The organism is Catenibacillus scindens, assembly GCF_014202115.1.
Lineage (GTDB): Bacteria > Bacillota > Clostridia > Lachnospirales > Lachnospiraceae > Catenibacillus > Catenibacillus scindens.
This window is the reverse complement of sequence record NZ_JACHFW010000006.1, coordinates 30,602-55,600: the sequence shown is the minus strand read 5'-3', so window position 1 is coordinate 55,600 and position 24,999 is coordinate 30,602. Positions and strand designations below refer to the sequence as shown.

22 protein-coding genes and 3 pseudogenes are annotated in these 24,999 nt (G+C 49.4%); 18 read left to right on the top strand and 7 right to left on the bottom strand.

Annotation, left to right across the window (positions count from 1 at the left end):
* Positions 1-13: 13 nt before the first annotated feature.
* From HNP82_RS08810 to HNP82_RS08770, 9 genes are all read left to right on the top strand, one after another.
* Complete coding sequence (locus HNP82_RS08810) at positions 14-1,414, top strand: sensor histidine kinase (protein WP_183773474.1); 1,401 nt, start codon at positions 14-16, stop codon at positions 1,412-1,414.
* Positions 1,411-2,538, top strand: a complete 1,128-nt coding sequence (locus HNP82_RS08805) for a hypothetical protein (protein WP_183773472.1) — start codon at positions 1,411-1,413, stop codon at positions 2,536-2,538. The genes HNP82_RS08810 and HNP82_RS08805 overlap by 4 nt, the downstream gene beginning before the upstream one ends.
* Positions 2,528-3,664 carry a hypothetical protein gene (locus HNP82_RS08800; protein ID WP_183773470.1) on the top strand — a complete coding sequence of 379 codons (1,137 nt, stop codon included), beginning with the start codon at positions 2,528-2,530 and terminating at the stop codon, positions 3,662-3,664. Before HNP82_RS08805 ends, HNP82_RS08800 begins: the two co-directional genes overlap by 11 nt.
* Before the next feature lie 13 nt (positions 3,665-3,677).
* Positions 3,678-4,742: a peptidase dimerization domain-containing protein gene (locus HNP82_RS08795; RefSeq protein WP_183773468.1), complete on the top strand. Its 1,065-nt coding sequence runs from the start codon at positions 3,678-3,680 to the stop codon at positions 4,740-4,742.
* Between the two features lie 35 nt (positions 4,743-4,777).
* Positions 4,778-5,236, top strand: a complete 459-nt coding sequence (locus HNP82_RS08790) for an MFS transporter (RefSeq protein WP_183773466.1) — start codon at positions 4,778-4,780, stop codon at positions 5,234-5,236.
* On the top strand, positions 5,223-5,873 hold the full coding sequence (locus tag HNP82_RS08785; protein ID WP_183773464.1) for an MFS transporter: 651 nt from the start codon (positions 5,223-5,225) through the stop codon (positions 5,871-5,873). Before HNP82_RS08790 ends, HNP82_RS08785 begins: the two co-directional genes overlap by 14 nt.
* A gap of 175 nt (positions 5,874-6,048) precedes the next feature.
* Positions 6,049-6,846: an alpha/beta hydrolase gene (locus tag HNP82_RS08780; protein ID WP_183773462.1), complete on the top strand. Its 798-nt coding sequence runs from the start codon at positions 6,049-6,051 to the stop codon at positions 6,844-6,846.
* A gap of 54 nt (positions 6,847-6,900) precedes the next feature.
* Positions 6,901-7,728 carry an MBL fold metallo-hydrolase gene (locus HNP82_RS08775; RefSeq protein ID WP_183773460.1) on the top strand — a complete coding sequence of 276 codons (828 nt, stop codon included), beginning with the start codon at positions 6,901-6,903 and terminating at the stop codon, positions 7,726-7,728.
* Between the two features lie 91 nt (positions 7,729-7,819).
* A complete protein-coding gene (locus tag HNP82_RS08770; RefSeq protein ID WP_183773458.1) occupies positions 7,820-8,689 on the top strand; it encodes a ThuA domain-containing protein in 870 nt (289 codons plus the stop codon).
* Here the strand turns inward: HNP82_RS08770 and HNP82_RS18025 are convergent.
* Both HNP82_RS18025 and HNP82_RS18625 read right to left on the bottom strand, forming a co-directional pair.
* Positions 8,684-9,004 carry a glycoside hydrolase family 2 TIM barrel-domain containing protein gene (locus tag HNP82_RS18025; protein ID WP_243164708.1) on the bottom strand — a complete coding sequence of 107 codons (321 nt, stop codon included), beginning with the start codon at positions 9,002-9,004 and terminating at the stop codon, positions 8,684-8,686. The two genes, HNP82_RS08770 and HNP82_RS18025, sit on opposite strands and share 6 nt — an antisense overlap.
* A gap of 51 nt (positions 9,005-9,055) precedes the next feature.
* Positions 9,056-9,157 (bottom strand): annotated as a pseudogene (locus tag HNP82_RS18625) (glycoside hydrolase family 2 TIM barrel-domain containing protein); the annotation flags it as partial.
* Positions 9,158-9,310: 153 nt separating this feature from the next.
* Here HNP82_RS18625 and HNP82_RS08760 point away from each other — a divergent pair.
* Genes HNP82_RS08760 through HNP82_RS08735 form a run of 6 tightly spaced genes read left to right on the top strand, consistent with a single transcriptional unit; the run spans position 9,311 to position 16,546 of the window.
* Positions 9,311-10,711 carry a DUF6034 family protein gene (locus HNP82_RS08760; RefSeq protein ID WP_183773456.1) on the top strand — a complete coding sequence of 467 codons (1,401 nt, stop codon included), beginning with the start codon at positions 9,311-9,313 and terminating at the stop codon, positions 10,709-10,711.
* A gap of 24 nt (positions 10,712-10,735) precedes the next feature.
* Entirely contained in the window at positions 10,736-12,250 is a 1,515-nt protein-coding gene (locus HNP82_RS08755; protein WP_183773454.1) for a DUF6034 family protein, read from the top strand.
* Positions 12,250-13,116, top strand: a complete 867-nt coding sequence (locus HNP82_RS08750) for a hypothetical protein (protein ID WP_183773452.1) — start codon at positions 12,250-12,252, stop codon at positions 13,114-13,116. The genes HNP82_RS08755 and HNP82_RS08750 overlap by 1 nt, the downstream gene beginning before the upstream one ends.
* On the top strand, positions 13,113-14,012 hold the full coding sequence (locus tag HNP82_RS08745) for a hypothetical protein (protein ID WP_183773450.1): 900 nt from the start codon (positions 13,113-13,115) through the stop codon (positions 14,010-14,012). Before HNP82_RS08750 ends, HNP82_RS08745 begins: the two co-directional genes overlap by 4 nt.
* 6 nt (positions 14,013-14,018) lie before the next feature.
* Entirely contained in the window at positions 14,019-14,660 is a 642-nt protein-coding gene (locus HNP82_RS08740; RefSeq protein WP_183773448.1) for an ABC transporter ATP-binding protein, read from the top strand.
* A complete protein-coding gene (locus HNP82_RS08735; protein ID WP_183773439.1) occupies positions 14,660-16,546 on the top strand; it encodes a hypothetical protein in 1,887 nt (628 codons plus the stop codon). Before HNP82_RS08740 ends, HNP82_RS08735 begins: the two co-directional genes overlap by 1 nt.
* 42 nt (positions 16,547-16,588) lie before the next feature.
* Here the strand turns inward: HNP82_RS08735 and HNP82_RS08730 are convergent, their stop codons facing one another.
* From HNP82_RS08730 to HNP82_RS08715, 5 genes and pseudogenes are all read right to left on the bottom strand, one after another.
* Complete coding sequence (locus tag HNP82_RS08730; protein ID WP_183773437.1) at positions 16,589-17,005, bottom strand: sensor histidine kinase; 417 nt, start codon at positions 17,003-17,005, stop codon at positions 16,589-16,591.
* A gap of 90 nt (positions 17,006-17,095) precedes the next feature.
* Positions 17,096-17,281: pseudogene (locus HNP82_RS18805) on the bottom strand (histidine kinase dimerization/phospho-acceptor domain-containing protein); the annotation flags it as partial.
* A 113-nt stretch (positions 17,282-17,394) separates the two neighbouring features.
* Positions 17,395-17,697, bottom strand: a pseudogene (locus tag HNP82_RS18800) (response regulator transcription factor); the annotation flags it as partial.
* Positions 17,698-17,776: 79 nt separating this feature from the next.
* Entirely contained in the window at positions 17,777-18,511 is a 735-nt protein-coding gene (locus HNP82_RS08720) for a hypothetical protein (protein ID WP_183773434.1), read from the bottom strand.
* A complete protein-coding gene (locus HNP82_RS08715) occupies positions 18,489-19,958 on the bottom strand; it encodes a helix-turn-helix domain-containing protein (RefSeq protein ID WP_183773432.1) in 1,470 nt (489 codons plus the stop codon). The genes HNP82_RS08720 and HNP82_RS08715 overlap by 23 nt, the downstream gene beginning before the upstream one ends.
* Positions 19,959-20,176: 218 nt before the next feature.
* Between HNP82_RS08715 and HNP82_RS08710 the strand changes: the two genes are divergently transcribed.
* From HNP82_RS08710 to HNP82_RS08700, 3 genes are all read left to right on the top strand, one after another.
* Positions 20,177-22,045, top strand: coding sequence for a hypothetical protein (locus HNP82_RS08710; RefSeq protein ID WP_183773430.1), 1,869 nt, complete (start codon positions 20,177-20,179; stop codon positions 22,043-22,045).
* A 204-nt stretch (positions 22,046-22,249) separates the two neighbouring features.
* Positions 22,250-23,476, top strand: coding sequence for an MFS transporter (locus HNP82_RS08705; RefSeq protein ID WP_183773428.1), 1,227 nt, complete (start codon positions 22,250-22,252; stop codon positions 23,474-23,476).
* Between the two features lie 30 nt (positions 23,477-23,506).
* Positions 23,507-24,961 (top strand): C-glycoside deglycosidase beta subunit domain-containing protein, encoded by a 1,455-nt coding sequence (locus tag HNP82_RS08700; protein WP_183773427.1) that lies wholly within the window; start codon positions 23,507-23,509, stop codon positions 24,959-24,961.
* Positions 24,962-24,999 lie beyond the last annotated feature (38 nt).

Genomic DNA, 24,999 nt, shown 5'->3' with positions numbered 1-24,999 from the left:
GGATGGAGGTTCAATGAAATTTCGTTATAAAGTACTGATCTGCAATATTATTCTCGTGGCTGTGGCTATTGCCATCAGCGGTTATCTGCTCATCCGCTATAACTATGAGATGAATCTTGAGCGGGCCTTTACCACAGCCCTGGAGGAGAACCAGCTCCTCCTGACGACCATTGAATCCGATGTGGCCAATCGTATTCTCCAGGGGGATTATGAATCGCTGGCGGATGTGGATATGATCCGGGAGGAACTGGAACAAAGGCTGGAGGGCACTCAGACAGAGGTCTATCTGCAAAAAGCGGAGGAACTGGATGAAGGCTCTCCTTTTTACAATCTCACCCTTTCCCTGGAAAAAGGGCAGAAAACCTATACCATCGAGGAAAACGGAGGTACATACCGGCTCTGGTGCGCCAGCATTCTGGGAATTGAAAACAGCCAGATTTATATTATAAATGTGAAAGATATTACCGAGGTCTACGACAGTATGGGGCGGCAGATCAGCTTTTACCGTATGGTCATGATCATTGCCGTGGCTGTGTGCAGCGTCCTCATGTTTTTTATTTCCATGCTTCTCACCCGGTCCATAAAAACACTGGCACAGGTCACCGGGACCATGGCCGGAGGGGACTACTCCGTCCGGTGCCACATCCGTGCAAGAGATGAGATCGGCGAGCTGGGCGCTTATTTTAATAAAATGGCGGCGGCGGTGGAACACCATGTGGCGGCTCTCAAAGAGGAAAACCGGCGGCGGGAGGATTTTGTGGCCAACTTTACCCATGAGCTGAAAACTCCGCTGACAGCGGTCATCGGCTACTCCGATATGCTGCGGAGCAAGCAAATGAGCGAGGAAAATATACAGATCGCCGCAGATTATATTTTCAGTGAGGGAAAAAGGCTGGAGGCGATGTCCATGAAATTGTTTGATCTGATCCTTCTTGGAAGGACGGGGATCGACCAGAGGCGCATTTACGTGCCCGACCTGCTGGAATCTGTGGAACACACGGCAGCGCCGATTATGGAAAAGCGGGGTGTTGGGCTGAGAGTTTTGCCCTGCGGCGCCTGTATTATGGGAGACAGAGACCTTTTAAAGACAGTGTTTATTAATATGCTGGATAACGCGTCAAAGGCTTCCCGCGGCCGGGGGACGGTGAACCTGGGAGCCTTTTGCAAGTCCGGGGTTGTTCTGATCATGGTGGAGGATCACGGATGCGGCATTCCAGAAGAAGATCTGAAAAAAATTACGGAAGCTTTCTATATGGTGGATAAATCCCGCTCCAGAAAGTCGGGCGGCGCGGGCCTTGGACTGACTTTGGCCTCAAAGATCATTGATCTTCACGGCGGCAGGTTAAAGATTGTCAGCCAGGTGGAAAAAGGTACCCGGATGATGGTCTATTTTAAGGAGGCGGCGCAAGAATGAAAAGAAAACTGTTCATTTGTTTGACTGCCGTCTGCGTGAGCCTGGGGATCGTGGCGGCCTGTATGTATATGCCCGGCGCACTGGTCAGCCGCCAGGGCCAGGGAGATATTGGCCTTGTTTACAGCGGAGGGCAGCAGTATTACGGCGACGCGGTTTCTGCCGGGGATATGATCGACTTTGATCTTCGGACCCGCCTGGCCATGCTGTCCGGCCAGTGGAAATGTGATAAAAAAGAAGTCTACCCGGCAAGTATTGAGGATAATGTTATGAAGGAGAGCGACGCCCAGATTTTCGCCATGGATTTCCTGCAATGCTTTACAGACGTAATGTGGTTCTATCTTACCGACATGATGGTGAATATGGGCGTCCCATGGGATGAGTTTAACGTGTACCATGAACCTATTGCGGCCTGGCTTAACGGCGCTTCCGGAAGAAATGTGTGGTTTGCCCAGTCGGAGGGCACTGGGTGGGCGCCTGACAGGTTCCAGGTTCAGGAGATCATTGACGCTATGTATGGGGCCCAGTGTCAGCTTTACCGGTACAGCGACGCTGTGCTGGACACTTACTATTTTTATGTGTGGGAGTGTATTGTGGAACTTGAAGATTATGGCGTTCGCTGTTCATTAATGGTTGACGCGGTAACTATGGACGTATACGATATTTATATCGGCGGCGATATCTTTGCGATGCTGCACTGGAAGCCCGCTATGGAAGAACTTTTGGACGGGCTTGGGATGTATGATATTTTTAATGACGGGATTTATAATGTAAGCCTGAACCTTCAGGACTATAAGGTATTTGTCCCGGCTATCATCCGATATTATGTTAACCAGGCGGTGGGCTATGGCAGCGGCTACGGACAGTATCCCATAGCTATCAGCATTCCCTGGGATCAGGCCAGAGACTATCAAACTTCCCAGGAGGGGTACAGTTTTGATGATAATTTCTTTCGGTTTCACACCCTCTATGGGACAGCCCTGGCAGAAAGCCCGGATATCTGCTTCAGGGCTGAAAACGGCAGTCTGGTTTATGCCTGCACTGATTTCTCTGAAGGGTTTCACTGGTTTATGACGGCGGATCAGCACCGAAGGCTTAACGGGGATTGGGAGTGGTATGATGGTTAGAAAATACAAAAAGCTGGCGGCGGCCCTTTGTGCCATGGCCCTGATCCTGGCTCTGTGCCTGGCTCTGCCCGGCGTGTTCCTGGGGGTGGACAGCCGCAGGGACGTGGGACAGGTGAACCAGGCGGGGCAGCAGTATTACGCGGATAATATTTCAGCGAAAGACACTTTTGACTTTGACCTTGTGACCCGGCTTCTTATGCTGTCCGGGGCCTGGAAAAGCAGCGGGATAGAGATCACCCCCGCAGATGTGGCGGAGGGGGATGATATTTTCGGGGAAAGCCAGATGATGCATTTTGGAAGAGACGTCTTTTTTGCCCTTTTTAATGGCGCCATTCAGTCCTATAATTGGGATGATGTTTTTTTGAATGAGCTGCTTTTGGGGATGGATGAGGCGGCGAAGGACTATGTCCGTTCAGTCATCGGCTATGAGATTGGCGGGGATTCTTCGGCGGCACAGAACCTGGAGGACGGCGGGGAGATGGCTGACCTGGAAAATGCCGGGGAGACCACGGCTTACGCATCTGTGGATTATGTTTTTCTGGAACTTTTTTACCATATGGCTGAAAATGACAGCTCATGTACGCTGCGCCGCTATGACGATAAAGTATTAAATTCCTATTATTTTTATGTGTGGGAATTTCAGGTAAAAAACGAGACGCTTGGGGTGGATTTTACCATTCTCATGGACGCGGTGACTTTGGAGCTTTACCGCCTTGAGTGCCATGGCAGTCTGGCGGAAGCGATTCCCTGGGACGTTACGATGTCCCGCTGGAAAGAGGCAAGTTACAACGAATGGTTATTAGATAATACAAATCGTCCGATGACGGGAAGTTCCCTGGAATTTCCCCTGACTTTGTGGATGGCTTACTGGGATTGTCTGACCGGCAATGGGTACATTGAGCCGGTTTACGGGGAAGATATGACGGGAACTGTACAATCCATTTATACATCAGAAAATCTCTACCGGTTTCCGGGAGGCAATATTTTTTTCGCCGGGAATGTCTACTATTCCTTTAATTCTTCTCAGTCAACCATCACTGTGGAGACAGGGGAGGGAAACCAGGTGTACATCCGGGGGGATTACAGCAAAGGGATTGAGTGGTACTTGTCGGCGGAGGAGGCGTAAGGAGGGATGAAAATTGATTTATGAAAATCGGACGGGGGAAGCTTTCTCCATGTTCCCTCTGGCCGGCATACCCACGGCCTTTAAGGCGTCTTACGGCCATGGCCGCCCGGTCATCGGCATCCTGGCTGAATTTGACGCCCTGGAAGGTCTCTCCCAGGAAGGCGGCGTGGCGGAGCGCAAACCTAAGGTGGAAGGCGGAAGCGGCCACAGGTGCGGCCATAACTGCCTTGGCAGCGGCGCCCTGACGTGGCATTCCTATGGCACCAACAATATTTTCAGCGGCTCAACACTGGCGGTAATCAACATGACCTTTAAATTTAAAGGGGTGGCGGCCCACGCGGCGGTTGTCCCTCATCTTGGGCGCTCGGCCCTGGACGCGGCGGAACTGACCAATATCGGCGTCCAGTTCCTGCGGGAGCATATGCCTACAGAGGATCGTGTTCACTATGCCTTTCTGGACGCCGGCGGCAAGGCACCCAACGTGGTCCAGGAGACGGCGGAGCTTATCTATAAAGTGCGCTCGCCCCGCCTTGAAGGGGTGATCGAGCTGGCAGAGCGGGTTAAACAGATTGCCAGGGGCGCGGCCATGATGACGGATACCAGTCTGACTATCGGCTACAGGGGGGCAACGTCCAATACCATACCCAATCAGGCGCTGGAGGAAGCGCTCCAGAAAAATATGGAGGAGATTGGCGTGCCGTCCTATACCAAAGAGGAGGAGGACTTTGCCAGGGCCATTGCGGATTCCTACGAGATGCCGGATAAAGCAGTGGATCTTGCCGCCAATCTGTCGCCTCTGTGGAAAGATATTCTGGAAAAACATTACAAAGAGAAGGGCGTTGGCTTAAACAATATGGTGCTGCCCTACCAGCACTGGGAAGATACCATTCCCGCTTCCACAGATGTGGGGGATGTGAGCTGGATCTGCCCTACGGCCATGTTTTTCGCTCAGTGCGCGGCGGCAAAAATCCCTGAGCATTCCTGGCAGTATGTGGCCTGCAACAATACCTCCCTGGCCCATAAGGGACTGATCTATGCCGGGAAGATACTGGCCGGGACTGCCGTAGATCTTTTTTGAAAATCCCAAAATCGTTGAGAAAGCCAGAGAAGAGTATGAAAAACGCCTTGGAGGCCGGAAATACCAGTGCCCGCTCCATCCAGATGAATTGCCGGAGCTGTAACATGAAAGGGGAAGTTGGGGCCGGCACATGGAGGGGTTCAAAAAAAGAAACCATATGGAACCGCAATTATGTGCTGTGTATGCTTGTGTCCGCCTGCGCTTCTTTTGCTCAGTCCATGTTTAACCCGGCTATGCCGGTTTACGGTCAGACCATTGGCCTGAGCGCGGATATTATCGGGATAATCACGGGCGTGGCGACGTTTATCTGTATGTTTGGGCGGGGGATCACAGGCAAACTTTCAGATACAATGAGCAAAAAATGCCTCGTCGCTGGCCCAGTGTTTTGCGCCAAACATCGGGACAAATCTTGCCTATGGGGGACATTTTACCATTTTATTTACAGCGGCGCCTGTTCTGATTTTGCTGGCAGCCTTTCTCGTGTCCCGCATTGAGGAAGGCCCCATCCCGGACAAAAAATCTCTGACTGTGAAAAAGAAAGGTTTTTCTCTGGATAAGCTGATCTGTTTTCCGGCGGTTCCCGCTGCGATACTTTTGCTGTTTAATGGCCTTATACATACGTGTATATCCAACTATCTGTCTCTGTACGGCCTGGAGAGAAATCTTGAGAATGTAGGGTTCTTTTTTACCATTAACGCCGTGACCATGATCGCTGTGCGCCCTCTGACCGGGCGTCTGTGTGACAGGCATCCCCTGGCTCTGGTGATTATTCCCGGATATATTGGGGAAATGGCCACCGCCCTTATATTAGCCCTGACGTCCAACATGATCTCCGTGGCAGTGGCCGCAGTATTTTACGGGATCGGCTTTGGATCTGTCCAGGCGGCTATACAGATCATGGCCGTGCGCTCTGTTGGGCCGGAGCGTCTGGGGGATGCCAACGGAACCTTTTATGTGGGCGGTGACATAGGCCTTGCTCTTGGAGCCTACGGCGCGGGAGCGATCTTTGACGCGGCAGGTTCCATGGCCATGTATCTGTTTATGGCTTCCATGGCGGTTTTATGTATCCTGTTTTATATTGTCTATCAGTTTCATATCCGGTTGAAAAAGCAGAGCGCGCCGGAGGCGTAAAACGGTTCTATAACACTGTTTAACTGTGGCGGCTGTGAATATGGATTGACATTGGAGAAGTACTTTTTTAAAATAAAAGAGTACTTCCGTTTTTTGTGCGATACACCCGGCAAGCAGCTGCCGCGCTTGCGCGAGCAGATATTTGCCGGGTAACGAACAGCGAGCAGCTTATACTGTGAGCTGTGTGGGATGCTCCGGTCGGCACGCGCCCGGCGCCCACCGGAGCGGAGCGGCGACCGGAAAATCCACGATACGCCTGGAAGGGGTGAGGCTGTTGAGAACATTAACTATAGATTCCTATACCATTGAGATTTTTGTGCCTGAGAAAGAAATGTGCGCTCCGGTATTTTGGCTCCACACCTTTGCCGGAGAAGGGGAAAAGATATGGGAGCAGTCCGGGAAACGGTGTGTTCTTATGTGTGTTACAGGTATTGACTGGAACCGGGATCTTTCCCCGTGGAAGGCTGGGAAAGTCTTTGACGATGGCGAGGATTTTGGCGGCGGAGCCGAAGACTATTTAAAATGCCTCAGAGGGCGGCTTGTGCCGGCAGCGGAGAGGGAGCTTTCCTGGACGGTAAGATACCGGGGGATTGCAGGCTATTCCATGGCTGGACTTTTTGCGGTTTATGCTATGTATCACTGTGATCTTTTTTCCTATATCGGAACGATGTCCGGTTCCCTGTGGTTTGACGGGTGGATGGACTATGTCCTTGATCACAGACCTCCGGGGAATGTCCGCGGCATTTACGTGTCCCTTGGAAGCAGGGAACACCGGACGAAAAATGAGCGTATGGCCACAGTGAAGGATTGTACCGACGTTCTGGCGAAATACTGGAAAGAATATACAACTGTAAAATATGAGATGAATGCCGGAAGTCATTTTAAGGAGCCAGAACTTCGGACGGCTAAGGGCATTGACTGGCTGTCCGGTCTTGCGGCAGCAGATATGGAAAGGTATCGGGAAAAGAATTAATGACTTGAGTTATAGCCGAATCCTTAGATTTTGGCAAAAACAGGAGGAGTAGAAATGGCAAAATTAAAAACATTTCAGGTATGCGAGATCGCGAAGGACACTTACGCCATTAATGAGGCCGGAATGGCGGCCATGTTTCTTGTTGTAGGGGAAAAGCGGGCGCTGCTTATTGACACAGGCGTAGGGCTGACCGACCTTAAATCGCTGATTGCTCAACTGACCGACCTGCCTTACGATGTTGTCCTGACCCACGGACATATGGATCATGTAGGCGGGGCGGCTCAGTTTGATCAGGTGTATATCCATCCCGCCGATGGGGCGGCCCTGTCCCCCATAGATTATGACGCGGTGGCGGATTATGTGGAAAAGATGATTCGGTTTGGAGCCACAGACGTGTACGACTGCTCCACGCAGGATATTAAGCGGCTGACGAAGATGCCGGAAGTAAAGTATCTGCGGGACGGCATGATTTTTAATCTGGGGGGACGGATATTGAAGGTGATCGAGACGCCGGGACATACGGCGGGAAGCTGTTCACTTATTGACGTGAGGGAGCGCATTCTTTTTTCCGGGGATGCCTGCAATGTGAATTTGCTGTGTATGTGGGAAAGTATAGAGACTCTTCTTTCCGGTCTTCGGGCCATTAAAGCCCACGAGCATGAATTTGACCGGAATTTTAACGGCCATATTGGCTATGCGGGAATGCCTATGATGATTTCCATGCCGGACAGTGTTCTCTCCGACGCCATCCATATCTGTGAGAGCATTCTGGAGGGCAGCGCTTATATTGAGAGGGGCGACGCCATGGGCCGCCCGGCAAGCGTGGTCACTTACGGCAATGTGCGGATCTGTTTTGACAAAGACCGGCTGCGCAACAGCTAAGGCCGGGAGGGGCGGTATATGGCCTTTTGTTCAGAATTGGCCGCCGCCTGGCCTGCTGAGAAGATGAGAAAATGTTAAGGAGGTTTACATAATGATTGACGGAAAAATTCAGGTACTTTTAATTACGGGAAGGGTTTCCATTGAACATGACTACCGGAAGGCTAATGATCTTCTGAGAACTCTTCTGGAGTCGACCGGACGGTTTGAAGTCCATATTACCGAGGAGTTTCGCGGCGCCACCGGCGAGACTTTAAAAGATTATGACGTGGCGCTGATCAATTATGACGGCAAGAAACTGTTGACCGGGGCAACAGTGACCTTTGGGGAGAGCGCCACCAATGCTCTTCTTGACTTTGTCAGGGGCGGAAAAGGGGCAGTATTTTATCATTCCTCTGTTTTGGTGGGCGATCAATGGCCGGATGAATATAAAAAGATGATGGGCGGTTACGGCGATATGACTAAAGGCACCCGGAAAAACCCGAAAAGTGACGCCATGGTGGACATGGCCTGCCTGGATCATCCCATTACCAAAGGCATGGCTTCCCACTGGATGGCCGTGGAGGATGACTTTTTTGCCGGGATCTTCTGGCATCCCCAGGCCGACGCCACAGTGCTGGCTACTGTGACCGATGATCTTAACGATTACATTCATGTCCCCGGTTTCGCGGATCCTTATCAGCCCCAAAATGCCGCGGCTCCGCAGCAGCTTTATAAACCAGGGGAGGGGACGCCTGTGGCCTGGATTAATAATTACGGCCAGGGCCGCAGTTTTTGCGTGTCTTTGGGCCACAGCGACGGCACAGTGAAGCGGGTAAACTTTCTGACTATGTTTGTGCGGGGTGTGGAATGGGCGGCCACCGGAGAGGTAACCATAGATTTTCCTGACCGTTCCGGGGACCGCAAGCGCAACCCATGGCCCTTTTATAAGCCGGAAGATTATGGACCGGCAGGGGATTTATAATTTATATCCAAAATCCGGAATACTCTTCCAGCGTTTCCTCAGATAGTGGGCGATCATTTTAGGCCGGCGTTTCCGGGTGAAAATACCTTTCTTGTTGCCCTGGACCCGGCCGGTGCCCTGGCATGCGGCAAAGTTCCACGCCTGCTCACCCACAAAGTTTTTCAGTGAATCAAAAACCTCATGGTTCATTTTGCAGTAGTCCACCTGATATTCTTCAGTGAACATGACAGGGACGGTGTCCCTCAGGCCTTCCACAGTATCGGCGCCGTACTCGGTGATCATGACCGGTTTCCCAAGGCCGTCCCACCATTCCATTTCTTTCTTCAGGGCTTTCTGTCCTTCTTCAAGTTCCCCATCTAAATTATTTCAGATTGATACCCACCGCCGGGGTCTCATCAATGACCACAATCCTTCCCTGTCGCACAGGCGCATTATTTCTTCGCTGTAAAGGTAATGGCTGGTGCGGAAATTGTTGGCGCCCTGTCATTTCATCAAGCTGATATCCTTGCCCCTGGACAAAGCTGTCTGTTTTTTGGAAACAATTTGGAAACATTTCTGAAACATTGGTGAAACCCCGGATTTTTATAATATAAAAAATGAAAATAAACAGGGGGAATTGTTATGAGAAGAAAAAACAGATTCCATTGCATGAGGCGGGGGATAGGACTGGCGGGATTGTGTCTGGGTCTGGCCTTTGGGCCGGCCTGTCAGCCCACACCAAAGACGGAGATTATTTCCCAGAAGGAAAATATTGAGGATGTTGTGTCCGATTATGAAAAGGGAGCTAAGGCCAGTGGCTCGTTAAGAGAGCAGACGGGGGCTCCCGATCAGGTGAGCTTTACCATAACGCTCTCAGAGGATGGGACAACACTTGTGGCTGAGAATGTGCCTGTGGAAATGCCAGATACAGATAAAGCGGGAGTTGTCAGTGCTGTGCGGGCTGATCTGACCCAAGGGCAGATCCAGGGCCTTGTGGAACAGTTTTTTGACGGGAAGACGGCATATATTATCCTTCCCATGACAAAAGAGGATTATATGAATGGGATCAAAAGTTATGAGGAAGAACTGGCCCGATTGACAAAAGAAAACGGGGATGAGAGCTATATTGAAAGTTTAAAAGGGCAGATCAGCTATTATCAGGATCAGATCAAGGCGGCTCCATCGGCGGACTCCCTGAAAACAGAGCCTGTGGAATTTGTCTGGAAACCTGGGGAAATACACTCCACAGGGGAGGAAATGTCCGGGGAGAATAATGAGGGCGATGTGACGTACCGTTTTCTGGCCGCAAAGCATGAAGCCTTTATGTTCCTGACTCTTTTCCAGGCGCCAAAGGCAGGGGCCCGGCCAAATTACATTGCCGGGGAGAAAAATACACCTGTGAGTTGTCAATATAGCCCCGAAGAAGCGGGCCAGATGGCCCTGGACTTTTTGTCGGAAGCAGGCATCCCAATGGGCGGGCTTATGGTCATCGAAGCAGAGCCTGTCATGTGCGTGGAGCGGCAGGATGAGGGGATCATCGGCTACCGTGTGCGGCTGGGTCACGGTGCGGGGCAGGTGGCGCCGGTGTACGCCATAAACCACATTGCTTATACCGGCCAGGACAGTGAAAATGAGGGGATCTTGCCCTATGACTATGAGCGCCTTGAAGTTATTGTCACAGATCAGGGGGTGACTGAATTGGAGTGGGAGAACCCTATGGCGGAAGGGGAGGCGCTGGTGGATCATGTGACATTAATGTCCTTTGATCAGATTCAGCAGATCATCCAGGAGCAGGCGGGCTATGCCTGGGAAAAATATATGAGCGCGGACGGTTTGGAATCAGAGACGCCAAAGATCCGCCTTGGGAAAATTGTCTTTGGCATGATGCGAGTGCAGAACCCGGACAAAGAAGGGGAATATACGCTGATTCCTGTGTGGGATGTATTTCCCATAAACAGCGCAACTGAAGCTGTCAACGATGGGTCTATGATGACCATTAACGCCATGGATGGAAGTATTATTGACCGGAGCAGCGGCCACTAAAAACATACGGGAGGAAGGTTAAAGATGATGAAAAAGATTCAGAAGAAATGCCTTGGGAAAAAGGGCTTTTTAGGAATTATTGTTCTATCCTGGGCTGGCATGATGGCATGTCAGCCCACGCCGGAGGCGGAGATTATTACCCAGAAGGAAGACATACATACAGTCATTGAAGATTACAGCGGGGAATCCGGTGAATCGCAGACGGGCGAGGGCGCAAAAGGGCAGACACTGGCAATGCGTCTTGGCGTCCCGGAAACAGTGGATTTTAATATTTTGGCCGAGGAAGGGCGGATACAGATCACAGGGGATCATGTGCCTGTGGAGTTTCCGGACACCGACAAAGCGGGGGCTGCGGCCATTGTCCGGGCAGACCCTTCCGATGAGAAATTATGGGACATGATCGACAAATTTACCGACGGCGTCACTCTCTATGAACCCGCGCCGCTGACAAAAGAAGATTGTCAGGCGTCCATTGAGCTGGCTCAGGAGGAGATCAACCGGATCATGGAGTCAGGGAGCGAGGAGGAAAAGCTGGTAATTCCTTCCCTGGAGGAAGAAATCCGGTTTCGCCAGTCCCAGATGGAGACTTTGCCTTCTAAAGATTCTCTGACATTAGTTCCTATTTCCAAAGGGTGGGAAAAGGAGGAGAGCGGCATGGGGTATAATGCTATCCGCGGTGAAAATCAGGAGGGGGAGATGCGGTATTCCGTTTACGCAGCCAGTGATCCGTCAGTCTACACAATTTCTCTGGGAAAATACCCGAAAGAACGGTCTTTTTCAGAACATCTGACAACCAGGGCTACTGTGGACAACATGGGTGTTCCCGTGGAAGATCCATTTTGGCAGCAGGCAGAAGATGCCTTTTCTTCCGTGTCCTGCACCTACACCCAGGAGGAAGCCGCGCAGGCCGCCCTGGATTTTCTCTCGGAATATGGCATTGATACCACCTATATTATGGTGCAAAAGATCGAGCCGGTGGCTTGGTATAATTCTCAGACAAGCCAGTTTTCTCAAAGCTGCGTGGGGTATCAGATGACCCTGTGCCACGGTGTTGGCGGCATTATGCCGACCATGACGGATAACCATATTATGTTTATGGATGCCAATGGGGATATCCCGCCGGAAAATCAGGGACGGGTACCCTATGACTATGAAGCCATGACCATAACAGTGACTGATGACGGCGTAGTGGATTTTTACTGGAACAATCCTATGGAGGTTACTGAAATACTGTCAGAAGATGTGGCGATGAAAAGTTTTGAGGAAATCAAGGCTATTATGGACCGCCAGATGGTTACCGCCTATGAAAGCTACAGCTTCAGCGACGGCTATGAACAGGGGCGGCCCCTCAGTATTGGAAAAGTTACATTCGGTATGATGCGGGTGCAAAACCCGGACGATGAATCGGAATATACATTGATCCCTGTGTGGGACGTATTTGCCTCAGATGAAATGAATCCGGAGGAAGTCAGCACCATGTCAATGCTCACCATTAACGCTATGGACGGCAGTATTATCAGCAGGGAGAACGGATATTAATGGAAAAGACATGGATACACTGGCTTAGGGCAATTTTTTCGGAGCTGGAACGGGGGATTTTCTCCCCGGCCTTCGGGTGCAGCGCGGCGGCCACTGTGGCAGTTCTGTTTTTAGGCAGCACAAGCCTGTGGTTTCCCTCAGAGGAGGCACTTGTATCGGGGCTGTCCTGGGACTATGACTGGACAATGCTGGATACAGGATGCAAATCGGAGGCATTTATTTTTTGCCTGCCCCTGATAGCGGCCTTCCCGGCGGCGCTGTCTGTGCTGACCGATCTGCGCAGCGGGTTTATCAAGTCCTACCTGGGACGGTGCGGCCTCAGGCCCTACATTGTCAGCAAAGTGATCTTATCGGCAGTGTCCGGGGGCGGCAGCATTTTTTTGGGATACATGGGGGCGGCCGGACTCATGTTTATGATCTACGGCCCCTTAGAGCAGACGCCGCCAAAGGCGGAAGTCAGTCTTGATATGGAAGCCCTCTCACAGCTTTTATCCGGGGAAGAAACCGGCCTGGCAGTGTCCGGGGCGGCGCCGGGGCGGTGGGAGGCTATGTGGCCCCAGGCGCTTGTCGTATTTCTGGCGGGGGCCCTCTTTGCCATGCTGGCGGCCATTCTGGGACTTTTGTTTGGCAGCAGGTACATGGCCTTTGGCGGCGCGTTTATGGTCAGCTATGTGCTGATCATTCTGACGGAACGTTTTTTGTCCGGTCTTTATACATTAAATCCGAGAGAATGGTTTCGCCAGGAACATTACTGGGAGGGCGGCTATATGGGATGCGCCGGCTTTTTGCTGGAATTGAGCGTTCTTATGGCTCTGGGTTACGGTCAGATTATTTTCAGGAAAATTATGGGAGGGAGCAGACGGTGAGAGAACTTTATCAGATCTGGCGGGTGTGCCTGTACCACTATTCCCGCTGGCGGGGAAACTGGCGTGTCATTCTTTCCTTTGGTCTTGGCGGAGTGATCAGTTTTCTCCTGACAGAAAATGTGGTCCGCTTTTCCCAGGAATACGGCCTGACCATGCAGATTTTTGAGCCTTTTATATGGGTATTTGGCGACGGAACGTCCATTTTGCTTGTGGCCCTGGCAATCATCCTCCTTTTTGGGAATATGCCTTTTTTAGACGGCAGCGTGCCTTATTACCTGATCCGCATCCGGGTGAGGGTGTGGGTGGGCGGACAGATGATCTACCTTATAACGTCCAGTCTGCTCTACACTTTTTTCATTCTTGTCATGACCATGGTCTTTTGCTTTCAAAATGCCTTTGTGGGCAATATGTGGAGCCCAACGGCGGCAAAGCTGGCCTATTCCGGGCTGGCCGACGATTATTTTATCCCGGCCCAGCTTAAAACATTTGAGATGGTCCGGCCTGTGGAATGCATGATCACCATTTTTGTCCTTATGCTTTTATACATCCTTGTGGCTGTTTTTGTTATGTATCTGGCAACACTGGTGAAAAATCAGGCTGCGGGCATCGGGGCGGCTTTTATATTTCATTTATACGGATTCCTTTTAAATGTAGACGGGCTGGCTCAGGTTTTTAAATTGAGCCGGGAAGTCACTTACCGGGCCAGCATCTGGTGCGGCTGGCTCTCCCCGTTAAGGCAGGCCACCTTTCCCTCCCACGATTTTGGCTACGACCGTCTGCCTACCCTTGGCAATACTTACACCATATTCGGAGGGGCGATTTTGGTTATGGCCATTTTGGTACTTTGGCGGATGAAATATTATTCTTTTTACTTTTCAGGCGGGACACAGGAGTGAAGGACAATGACAGATTATGTACATATTGAAAATGTAAGCAAATTTTTTGGTGAAGATCAGGTGCTAAAAAATGTGACCCACGACTTTGCCCAGGGGGAGGTTCACGGGCTCATCGGCAATAACGGATCGGGAAAAACGGTGCTGTTTAAATGTATCTGCGGCTTTATGCACCCCGATGAGGGAAAAATATCTGTGGACGGCGTTGTCATCGGACGGCAGCGGGATTTCCCGAAAAATACTGGAATTATTATTGAATCTCCGGGCTTTTTGCCCCATATGACCGGCTTTCGCAACCTGTCCATTCTGGCATCCCTCAATGGAAAAATCCACAAAGAGGATATTGTCCGTGTTCTGGAACTGGTGGGGCTTCCCCCAAAGCTGAAAAAACCGGTGAGCAAATATTCCCTGGGGATGCGCCAGCGTCTAGGTATTGCCCAGGCTATTATGGAGGATCCCCAGTTTCTTATTCTGGATGAGCCCTTTAACGGGCTGGACAAAAACGGTGTGGCCCAGATCCGTCAGGTACTTTTGGATTTAAAGAAAAGGGGCAAGACGATCTTGCTGGCCAGCCATAATATGCAGGACATAGAAGTGCTTTGTGATACTGTCTGTGAGATGGACGGGGGCGTTCTGCGGGAGGTGCGGTGATGAATCATAAAAATTGGTTTCGGATAGGTATTATTTTTATGGCGGTGGTCTTTCTGACCGTCTGGCTGCCGGGCTTTGGCGCGGCCCTGGCTGCAGATCATTCCTGGAACAACAGTTATTTTGCTATTGACGATGAAAATATCTATGAGGGAATGATTTTTCCAGGAGACGGCAGCGGAAAACTTTATATGCCGGTAAAAAATAAGACCGTGTATCTGCCGCTGATCTACCTCCCGAAAAACTCCTCTGTTGTTCCCGGTTCTGTCCGTGTCTTTATTGAGGCCGATGAAAAGGCCGAAAAAAATATGAAAATATTAAAATACGATATAAAAGCGAAAAACGCCTTTGCCAGAAATGATCCCGCCCGGCAGGCGTGGGTTGTGGAATGGAGGCCGGCTCTGAAAAGTCAGACCTCAGCCGGAAAGTTCCCGGCGCTAATCCGCATTGAGGCGGATATAGATCAGGATGGGGGCAGGGAAAGGATCATGGTGGAGGAAGAACTCCAACTGATTTTTAGAGACTACAGCCAGGATGAGGAAGAAAGTCAGACAGATGAAAGCGCGCCCGGCGAAACCGGAGGGGATTGGCCGGAAGAAACCACAGAGAGCGGCAGCACTGGCGAGAGTGCTGGTGAGGATGGAGGCGGCGAGACCGCGGTTGGTGAAACCGGGGAAGGTTTAGACACCGGGACGCCTTCAGAGAGCGAAAACACTGGCGATACTCAGGAGAGCGGCGAGTCCCAGGAAACAGAAGATATCGGTGAGAGCGGCGAGTTCCAGGAAACGGAAGATACCGGGGAGAGCGGTGAACCTGGCGAGACTGACGGAGGCAGCGAAACCGCCGAGACTGAGGTGACGGACACGGTTCCGGGAGAAACTTTTGAGGATGAGACAAGAGGATCCCAGACTGGAGAGCTGCAGGATGTGCTGCCTGACGGCGGTATGGATATGGGAGGCATTGCAGATACCTCCGGCGGCGCGGTATCCTGGGGAGGGGCCGGCGCTGGCCAAGAAGATCCCCAGGCGCCGCCAAAACTGAGGATTATTGACTGTACTGTGGATAAAGAAGAAATCTATCCCGGCGACGACGTGGAGATTTATGTGACGCTGAAAAATTCCAGCGCCAAATCCTGCGTGGAAGATGTGCGCATTGTCTATGAGAGCGCCACAGGAGAAGTTCTTCCGGCTGGCAGCAGCAACAGTGTTTATGTGGATTATATTGCTCCGGGGGGAACCTGCAATATTTCTTTTTCCATGGAAGTGGGTTATACTCTGACTTCAGAAACACAGAAAATTACTCTGGCCATGGAATTTACAGATGAGGACGCCCAGGCCCTTTCCTCTTCAGAAAGTATATTTCTTAAAATTACGCCCTCTTTTGATGTTCTTGTAGACCAGCCGTCCATGGCGGCTTCGGTGGAATCGGGGACGGCTCAGGACATTACTGTCAAAGTCTATAATACAGGGGGCAGTCTTGTGAAAAATGTGATCTGCTCTCTGGAAATGGATGGAGTGACAGGATCGGGCTCCGCTTTTGGCGGGGATATTGTTCCGGGAGAAAATGCGGAGATCGTACTTCATACGCTGATCGGAAAACTGACACGAAGCGTGGGCAGCGGGGGCGGCGCCACAGGCAGCGCCGGGAAAAGTTCAGAGTATGGACAGACCACAGGAACGGTTGTGGTCCGCTATGAGGATGAGGCGGGCAATGAATACACTCAGAAGGTGTCTGTGACAACCCAGATTACGCCCCCCGAAGGTGAGGCAAATCCTGTGGAACCTGTGGAAAAATCTTCCCAGTGGTGGGTGTCTATTGTCCTTGGTCTGGTTGCTGTCCAAGTGGTGATCTTTGTTCTTATTGGTGTTCACCGCCGCCGGAATGTGTGAAAGCGTAACAGTTTAGCCATCAGGAATAGGCGGGATGAATTGTTACGTAAAAGCGATATGGATATAAAGGCGGCCGGATACATACCGGGCCGTGATGGAGCCGCCCATGGCCTCCGTCAGGCTGCGGGCGATGGCAAGGCCAATGCCTCCGTCGGGTTTGCGGGCCGCTTCTACTGTGTAGTATCGGTCAAAAAAGCGCCCCACCTGAACCTGGTCAAGACCTGGGGCCGTATTGGAAAAAATAATCTCTCCGTCATCGGTCATAGTAATGTTGAGATCGCCGCTGCTGTATTTAATGGCGTTGCCGAGAATGTTGGAAAATATCCGGGACAGGGCGTTTTTATTGAGACGGCATTTTACCCGGACTGAGGGCATGTGGATTTGTGGGGTTATATTTCTGGCCGTTAAAGCGCCGTAATAGGCCAGAATACTTTCCTCCAGAGCCTGACAAAGATCCACATCCTCCAGAGGGAGATCTTCTTCAATGGAGGTGAGGGAAGAATAGGAGAATAATTCTTCCGCCAGGAGGCCCATGGTCCGGGCCCGCTCACCGATGATCTGTACATACCGGGCCCCGTCTTTGGACAGCTCCTCTTTTTCAAGGAGTTCCAGATAGCCAAAGATAGCGGTGAGGGGAGTGCGCAGATCATGACAGACTTTGAAATGACCTGGGAGGGGTTGGCCAGGAGGAGCTTTAAGATGGCGTATTCTGTTTTTGTCAATTTTACCGGGCAATCCTCAACAGTTACCTGATGGCTGATCGTATCCAGGTTAATGTTTTCAAAGGAGAGAAGGGAGTTTTTGCCATTGTCCGGGACATTTCTCAGACATACGGTGATCCGGGCCAGAAGCTCTCTTACGTCAAAAGGTTTAGTGACATAGTCCGCCGCGCCGCCAAGAAGGAGGGAAACTTTGTCACTGACATCCCCTTTGGCGCTGATGACAATGACCGGGATACCCTGGATTTTTGCCAGCACACCTTCGCCGGACAGGCCTGGAAGCATAAGATCCAAAAGAACCAGGTCCGGCCGGTTCGTCTGAAGACGCAAGAGAGCCTCCGTCCCGGACCATGCCTGGGACACGGCGTAGCCTTCTTTTTCAAGGACTTCTTTAAGCATATCTGAAATGTATGTATCGTCATCAATGACCATGATCTGTTTCATTGGGAGTACCTCCTGTGGTGATGGGTATAGTATATCCCCGGAAAGTAAAAAAATAAAGGCGAAATTTTTACTTATTCGGGAACATCGCTGTCAGCGAGATCATACGGATCTCACAAGGTTCAAGAATGCAGTTGAGATTGTATGTGCCTGCATCCGGAGTGATAATTTTTTTAATACGGGCCGGGATCGTCCGGTGGTTAATGTATTCACAGTCTGAAGGTTCAAAGGGAGTGAATGCCCCTTCCCTGAGCCATTCATCGTAAGCGCTGCCATGTCTGGTGTTAATAATGATACATTCAAGTAAATAACTGCAGGGCAGAAAATTTTCCAGAGATACAGACAGAGAAAGCGGGTTTCCGCCAATAATTTCATTTATATTTTTTTCGTATTGATCCAGCGGTTTGCCAAAACTGGAGTAATAGTGCCCGCTTTCCACAGATATGGGCAGATGTAAATGTGCTTCCCTGGGCAGGTGGATTTGGTATGAAAATGATGGTACATTTACCGCGAGAATCACAACCTTTTCAGGGGAACCTGTGACAAGCAGATGTTCACTGTGAAAAAGAACCGGAGACTGTAGTTTCAATATTTCCCAAAAGGCATAGTAAAAAGGCCGCCGTATAAATTGTCCTGTTAAAGAAAGACTGCTTTTTTCACCGGTTTCCGGGAACTTTTCAAGGATCTCCTTTATAAGATTGTCTATGCTTATGCCGGCCATATCCAGATATGGTGAGGCATTAAGCATATAAGAGGTCTTCTCGGCGCCGGAAAAAACAGTTTCACTGACAATGGAACGGGGCATCAGAAATCGTCCGGTGCAGTAAATAGAGATACTTTTGGGGCATAATTTCCTGAAGGTATTCCGCTTCGGAACAGGAGGTTTGGCCTCTTGCAGATAAGTAAAAAGAGGGTAAAAAGGAAATTGCCATTTTCCATTTGCTAATTTCATCCGGACCGAATTTTTCCAGAAGATGGGTTAAAAAGTCATGGATCAGTGTTTCCCAGTATGTAAAATCAGAGGGCAGACCGACGTTGGAATAGCCGAAATACTGGGACTGGCCGTTTTGTGAGAGTATGTTTGGGATACTTGAAATTGTAAGGATGGGCGTAAGGCCGTTGGAAATAACATATTCCAAAACATCATCAAGATTTGAAAAGTCCCAGTTGATATGATCCCCCAATTCTATATATCCAAGCAGCCCATGATCAAAAATTCCGGTCAGACGTATATATTGAAAATGCAACTGCTGCTGAACCGCTTTGAGGAGACGTCTGTATTTAGGTTTTTGAAGCTTAGTGGCAGGGCCTAGTTCCAGGAGTCTGAAAAGATGCTCCGGGAGTTCGTGGCCGGGGGTGGAGGAAAGTGATATGGCAGCCCTTTCCTCAGGGGGTTGTATTGTTATGTTGGTCTGTGTTTTTAAATATTGTTCCAGGTCGGGGAGGAATGCGGTATTTTGCTGTGGACCGGTGATTTTACGGTATTGGGCGGGGAGCATATGCTCGTTTTTTATAAAGGTGTGATTTAAGTTTCTCAGGTTTTTAAAGCCGGACGCTATGGCCGTCTGGGTTAGCGTTAATGGCTGTGACAAAAGTATTTTTGCGTGTTTCAGTCTTGTCTGCTGTAAAAATTGTGAGGGCGTCATTTTCAGTTTGGCCTGAAACAGGTGGGAAAGATAGGCCGGGGAAATATGGCAGTGACGGGCAATATCCTGAACCGCAATCGGTGTAGAGTAGTTTTTTTCAATATAGGTCAGTACATCGGATAAAAGTTCTCTCCTATTCTCTTTGTCTGAAGTTGGCTCACCAAAATTGAGGAGAAGTTCAGACAGCAGGTCAAATTCTGCTTTTTTGCGGGCTAACTCAGGGAGGCGATCATTTAATATAGTGTTCAGAACCTGGATAATCAGAGGAATCAGGGAATGAGCGGCAGGTAAGGTATCTCTGTGATCCTGGGAAAGGGGAGTATTAACGGGATTGAGTTTTAAGCGAAGCGGAGTATCTATATGGCAGTATGCGCCAAAGGCTTTGAGATCCAAAGTAAGGCAGAGACAAAGTCCCTCAACCCTTTTAATGGAATAAAGTTCAAAAGGACTGACACAGATAAGCTCTCCGCTTTTCAGATCAAAAGAGTCTTTCCCTATATACAGTTCCATACGGCCGTCCGGTACAAAAAACAGCTCTGTCTTTGGGCTCCAGGATAAATCTTCAGGTTTTGGAAATTTCAGTTTAATAAATGTCGGGCAATACATATAATCTTCTCCTAAAAATGACCAAAATTTGTTTTAATTATAGATTTTATATGCAAAAATATAAACAAAAAATTTCCCTGAGCAAAAAAACAGCAAAAAAATGGAAGTCTACAATAAGGAAAAAGGACAAGGGAGATCATTTTGAAAAAAATGCAATAATGTTATAATCGGGGTACATCTTAATGTATTGGGATGAAATTCAGAAGGAGGAGAAAGTAATGAAAAAAAGAAAAATGTGTTCATTGGGAGTCGCTTTCTCAGGAGTATTGTGCGCGGCGCTGTTGGGGGCGTGTTCACAGGACGGCGAAACTGCTGGAGCATCCGATGAAAATGTTGTGGTGGAAAGTTCTTCTGAAAGCGAGGCCAGCACAGAGACTGCCCCAAATGTCGAAACATCCGCCCCGGCACAGACGGAATCAGAGACAGAAACAGCCCCGGTTTCCGGGACGGCCAGTGTTCTTGGAACCGCAGTCAGTGATGTGACGGTGGAACAGCCTTCGGAAAATATTCAGGGAACGATTCATCCGGAAAAACTTTCAAACGGAGCGGTGGCCTATGTATATGTCCCGGATAACAGTTCTTATGGCCTGAGGGCAACGGCAGCGCCGATTTTAGTTGTTTACGGAAATACGCCCTACACATCAGCGTCCGCTCTGGAAACAGCCTATTCTTCAGGGCTGGCTTCTATCGCGGATCTTGAACAGGGCGCGGTTGTGTTTGTTAATCCTGTGGGCGAGACATGGGGGGAAGATGACCTTACATCTTTGGAAGCGGCAAAAAATCTTTTTTCTGACAGCACAAACAATGAACAGAAAATAAGTAATTATACACAATACGGAAAGAGTGATGCGGCGGCCTATCCCGGATCGTACACACGCCTGTATGTATTTGGAGAAGGCACCGGGGCCGACTTTGTGTATCAGTCTCTGTCCGCCGGTGTTGACGGCTCCGGCCAGTTTTTTGGAAACGCAGTGTTTAAACCTACGGCGGCCCTTCTTATGAATCCATCCAGTGAAGAAAGTGTGGATCTGACCCAATTGGATGGAAGGGAGATCCCGGTGGCGTTGATCAATGCGTCAGAGGCGGTGGTATCTTCCTATGAAGCTTTGAATCAGACGACAGAAACACTGGTGCTGACAAGTGATGTATCCCAGGGATTTGACGCGGATATTGTCACTGAGGCCTATGATCAGGTAATGGAACACTATATGGTGAGAGTTCAGTCCAGCGTGGGCGTGGAGGACTGCCAGACGTCCCTGTTAAGAATTGGCGGGAACGAGGAATTGGGCCTGACCGAGACTAAAAATGATTATGAGTTTTCAGATGGATCTGTATTAACCTATTATCAGTGGGTTGACGGAGATGAAAATCAGCCCCTTGTTCTCGCTTTTCATGGTTCAGGCAGTTCTGCGGAAAATTTGGTATGGTCTTCTGGGTTTAATGATCTGGCAGCCTCTGAAGGCTTTAATCTGGTTTCTTTTGAAAACTATTCCAATGAAAATCTGGACAACGCCAAGATCATGGAAGCCGTTGACCATATTATCGCGGAGACGGCAAGCGATTTCACCAAAGTGTATGTGTCCGGTTTTTCCATGGGAAGTATGCGCACATGGGCCTTAGCCTCCCAGTACAGCGACCGTTTCGCCGGAGCCATTGCTATGAATGGCTTTAACTCTGGCATGGAAGAGGGCGCAGAATTCAAGACAAGCGTTCCATTTTACGCAATTGGCGGTAAGGAATCTTACCTGGCCGCGTTCTTTGAGTTCCCCGGCGCGGATAATTATGTGCAGGAAGCGGCTCTTTTTAAGGTAAACAATGTTTCTGATAATTTTGTATTTGATGAGACTGCCGGCGTATGGGGAATGGAACCTGCGGAAACTTATACGATTACCGCAGAGGATCTTCCGGATCTTACTGTGGAAGTCAGCCTGTTCGCGGATAGCGATGGAAATGTTATGACTGCCTTTGCATCGGCTTCCTCCGCTGGACACGAACCTTTAAGATCGGCAACGGCTGACGGATGGAATTTTGTCAGCCAGTTTAGCAGAAATTCTGACGGTTCCCTTTCTGTAGATGGGGAAAATTAATAAAAGACTGATATTAGAGATAAAAGGTCAAAAATATAGTGTTTTTCTTGTGATAATATTTACCGCAGCCAATGTAAATGTCAAATCCGCGACCAAAAACAGGCAAAGGAGATAGAAGATTTTATAGGGGAGAATGGTTAAAATAGCATCAGAAGACAGATAGAAAACAGGTATGGCAAGGATACATTAAACGAGGAAAGAAAAATGGGATACCAAAAAGAAAAACTGTTTAATATTTATTTTTTTGTAATTGCTCTGGTGAATCTTGCCAGTTCTGTAATGATGCAAATGTTTAACGCTACTATTGCCCTACATATGGACGCTCTGGGTTCAGCCGCGTCTGTATCCGGGACAATTATCTCTATCGGTGCTGTTTCAGCGACGGTATACCGCTTTTTTGGCGGAAAAATTTGTGAAAAACGAGGACGGCGGAAGCTGATGGTTATCGGAATGGCAGATTTTGCTCTCATGTCTTTATTTATGGGACTTACAAATGCGCTGCCGCTCCTTTATATTTTAAGAGTGCTGCAGATGTTTGGATATTCTATGGCCAGCACGTGCGCATCTGTCGCTGTGATTGATGTTATCCCCCAAAAAAGAGTGGGCGAGGGGCTGGGCTATTACAGCCTGGCAGCCTCCGCTGCCCAGGCATTTGGTCCTTCGGTTGCTCTTTTTTTCTACCATACAGAAGGTGGATTTTTTTCTGTTATGAGCGGTATGTGCTTTATGGGCGCTGTTGCTGTGATGATCACTCTTTGTTTTCTCAATTATGAAATAAAGGGAAGAAAGGCTTCTGACCAATGGAATACAAGTGGGCAGGAGAATGAGGGAAAAGGTATTTGGCAGTATATTGAGAAGCGGGCCCTTCCTGCCGCATGGGTATATTTTTTTGTGACCCTCACCGGAAGTCTGGTCACAATGTATCTGACACTTTTTGCCTCAAGGTCAGGGATTGACAATGCAGGCATGTTTTTTACCATTTCAGTAGTTTTTATGGTTGCTGCCAGAATCGTGTCGGGAAAACTCAGTGATCGCAGAGGTGTTTTATGGGCTGTGGTTCCAGGTATGCTTCTTTTAATTTCCGGATATATGATGCTGATTTTTTCTGACGAAATACATCTTCTTTTTTATATTGCCGGAGGATTTTACGGATTTGGCACGGGTATGGCTTCACCGGCCCTTAATGCCCAGGCTGTGAAAGGCGTGCCCAAAACAAGAGTGAGCGTAGCGTCATCCACATTTTTCCTGCCCATGGATATATCTTTTATGGCCGGATCGGTGCTGTGGGGCGTAATGATTGATTATTTTGAGTTCCGTTTGTTATTTATCATGGCCGCAGGGCTTTCCTGTATTGCTGTTTTATTATCTTTCTTGTTGTTTTCTGCCCGTCCTAAGCAGCAAAGGGTTGAAACAGCAGAGCAGGTCCTTTAAAATAAAATTAAAAAAGAGGAGGTTGTTCATATGGGGCACAAAATTAAGAGAGGTATTACGATTTACAGTTGGCATCGTCAGGTTGAGGCGGGGAAGCTGACCTGGGAGGATTGTATTGAGGCAGCGGTAAAAATGGGATGCAATGGCCTGGAACTTTTAGGTCAGCTTTATTTTCGCTATTGCCCGGAGGCCCTTCAGGAAGACATTGATTCCTGGGAAGAAATGATGTGGGAGTATGGTACAAAAACCATTGCTCATGACTTTTTTGTGGATAAAACATTGTACGCTCACAGAAACCTTACTGTCCGGGAAGGTGTGGATATTGTCCGGCGTCACGCTTTATTCGCAAAATCCATTCACTGTCCGATCATGCGTGTGGGCGGTCAGGTGGATCCGGAAGTGTTCCGCCAGTCCATTCCTATTTTGGAAGATCTTGGGATTAAAATGGGACTGGAGATCCACAGCGGCTCTTCGTCTTTTTGTCTTCCTCAGGTACAGGATGTCATTGAGGTGATTCAAAAGAGCGGCTCCAAATACATCGGTATTGTGCCGGATATGAGCATGTTCTGTAAAGAAGTCAGCAAAAGCCAGCTCAATCTTGCCATTTCGGAAGGTGTTGACGAAAAACTGGTGGAGGAAGTGGAACAGTTATACAAGGCTGTGGACAATGTGGAATTTCGTGCGTTCTGCAATGAGCAGATGGCGCTGGCAAAGGACGACGCGACGAAAGGCTTTCTGGCCAGAGTGCGCCGGACAGAATATTACGACCCTAAGGTACTTCTTGAACATATGCCTTATATTATTCACTGTCACGGAAAGTTTTACGAGATGGATGACAATAACGAGGAGACAACCATTGACTATCCAGGAGTTTTAAAAGTTTTAGTTGAAGGCGGATATAAAGGTTATATTTCCGCAGAATATGAAGGGAAGCCCATTAACGGGGATACCTTTGAGCCTTTCCGACGGTATCAGAAAATGCTTGATAAATATTTGGGTACTTATCCTGACGCCAATTATCCGGAATGGCCCAATGCCGAACCTGTATCCGGCGGCGGTTTTGGCGTTCCTGTTCAGGCTTTGCTGCCCACTGGTTTTAAAAATCATTATGAGGATGGAAAATGCACTGGTTTTGAGGTTCAGGTTTCCAACTACTACTACCGTGGTGTGCCGTTAAGTCTTTTTGAGTCCTGTTATGTGGAGGTGAATGGAAAGCTTTATGGCCCGGAGAGTATGCGGGTTGCCGTGGACGGCGAAGTGTTCCGTTTCGCGGATATGTGTGATGTGACCCTTCACTATTGGAATAAAGGTTATCCGGCAACGATTATTATTGACGAGCCCGGCGGTCTGATACCGGGAACGGAGTACGATATTTCCGCGGTGGTGACAATCCGCGCCTACTATATGAGGGAGGGCATTGCCGCTCAGATCCAGACAGATACGGTAAAGATGCCTCCTACAGAAAAAAGGGTGCTGGAAGGTTAATAAAATATTTTGTGATTTCAGCGGTCACGCCATAAGGC

Coding starts and splice junctions, on each gene's coding strand:
- HNP82_RS08750 (WP_183773452.1), top strand. CDS start 12,250: ATGGAAAAGACATGGATACACTGGCTTAGGGCAATTTTTTCGGAGCTG.
- HNP82_RS08735 (WP_183773439.1), top strand. CDS start 14,660: ATGAATCATAAAAATTGGTTTCGGATAGGTATTATTTTTATGGCGGTG.
- HNP82_RS18025 (WP_243164708.1), bottom strand. CDS start 9,004: ATGGAATGGTGGGACGGCCTTGGGAAACCGGTCATGATCACCGAGTAC.
- HNP82_RS08775 (WP_183773460.1), top strand. CDS start 6,901: ATGGCAAAATTAAAAACATTTCAGGTATGCGAGATCGCGAAGGACACT.
- HNP82_RS08760 (WP_183773456.1), top strand. CDS start 9,311: ATGAGAAGAAAAAACAGATTCCATTGCATGAGGCGGGGGATAGGACTG.
- HNP82_RS08720 (WP_183773434.1), bottom strand. CDS start 18,511: ATGCCCCGTTCCATTGTCAGTGAAACTGTTTTTTCCGGCGCCGAGAAG.
- HNP82_RS08810 (WP_183773474.1), top strand. CDS start 14: ATGAAATTTCGTTATAAAGTACTGATCTGCAATATTATTCTCGTGGCT.
- HNP82_RS08710 (WP_183773430.1), top strand. CDS start 20,177: ATGAAAAAAAGAAAAATGTGTTCATTGGGAGTCGCTTTCTCAGGAGTA.
- HNP82_RS08740 (WP_183773448.1), top strand. CDS start 14,019: ATGACAGATTATGTACATATTGAAAATGTAAGCAAATTTTTTGGTGAA.
- HNP82_RS08705 (WP_183773428.1), top strand. CDS start 22,250: ATGGGATACCAAAAAGAAAAACTGTTTAATATTTATTTTTTTGTAATT.
- HNP82_RS08800 (WP_183773470.1), top strand. CDS start 2,528: ATGATGGTTAGAAAATACAAAAAGCTGGCGGCGGCCCTTTGTGCCATG.
- HNP82_RS08700 (WP_183773427.1), top strand. CDS start 23,507: ATGGGGCACAAAATTAAGAGAGGTATTACGATTTACAGTTGGCATCGT.
- HNP82_RS08790 (WP_183773466.1), top strand. CDS start 4,778: ATGAAAAACGCCTTGGAGGCCGGAAATACCAGTGCCCGCTCCATCCAG.
- HNP82_RS08755 (WP_183773454.1), top strand. CDS start 10,736: ATGATGAAAAAGATTCAGAAGAAATGCCTTGGGAAAAAGGGCTTTTTA.
- HNP82_RS08715 (WP_183773432.1), bottom strand. CDS start 19,958: ATGTATTGCCCGACATTTATTAAACTGAAATTTCCAAAACCTGAAGAT.
- HNP82_RS08805 (WP_183773472.1), top strand. CDS start 1,411: ATGAAAAGAAAACTGTTCATTTGTTTGACTGCCGTCTGCGTGAGCCTG.
- HNP82_RS08770 (WP_183773458.1), top strand. CDS start 7,820: ATGATTGACGGAAAAATTCAGGTACTTTTAATTACGGGAAGGGTTTCC.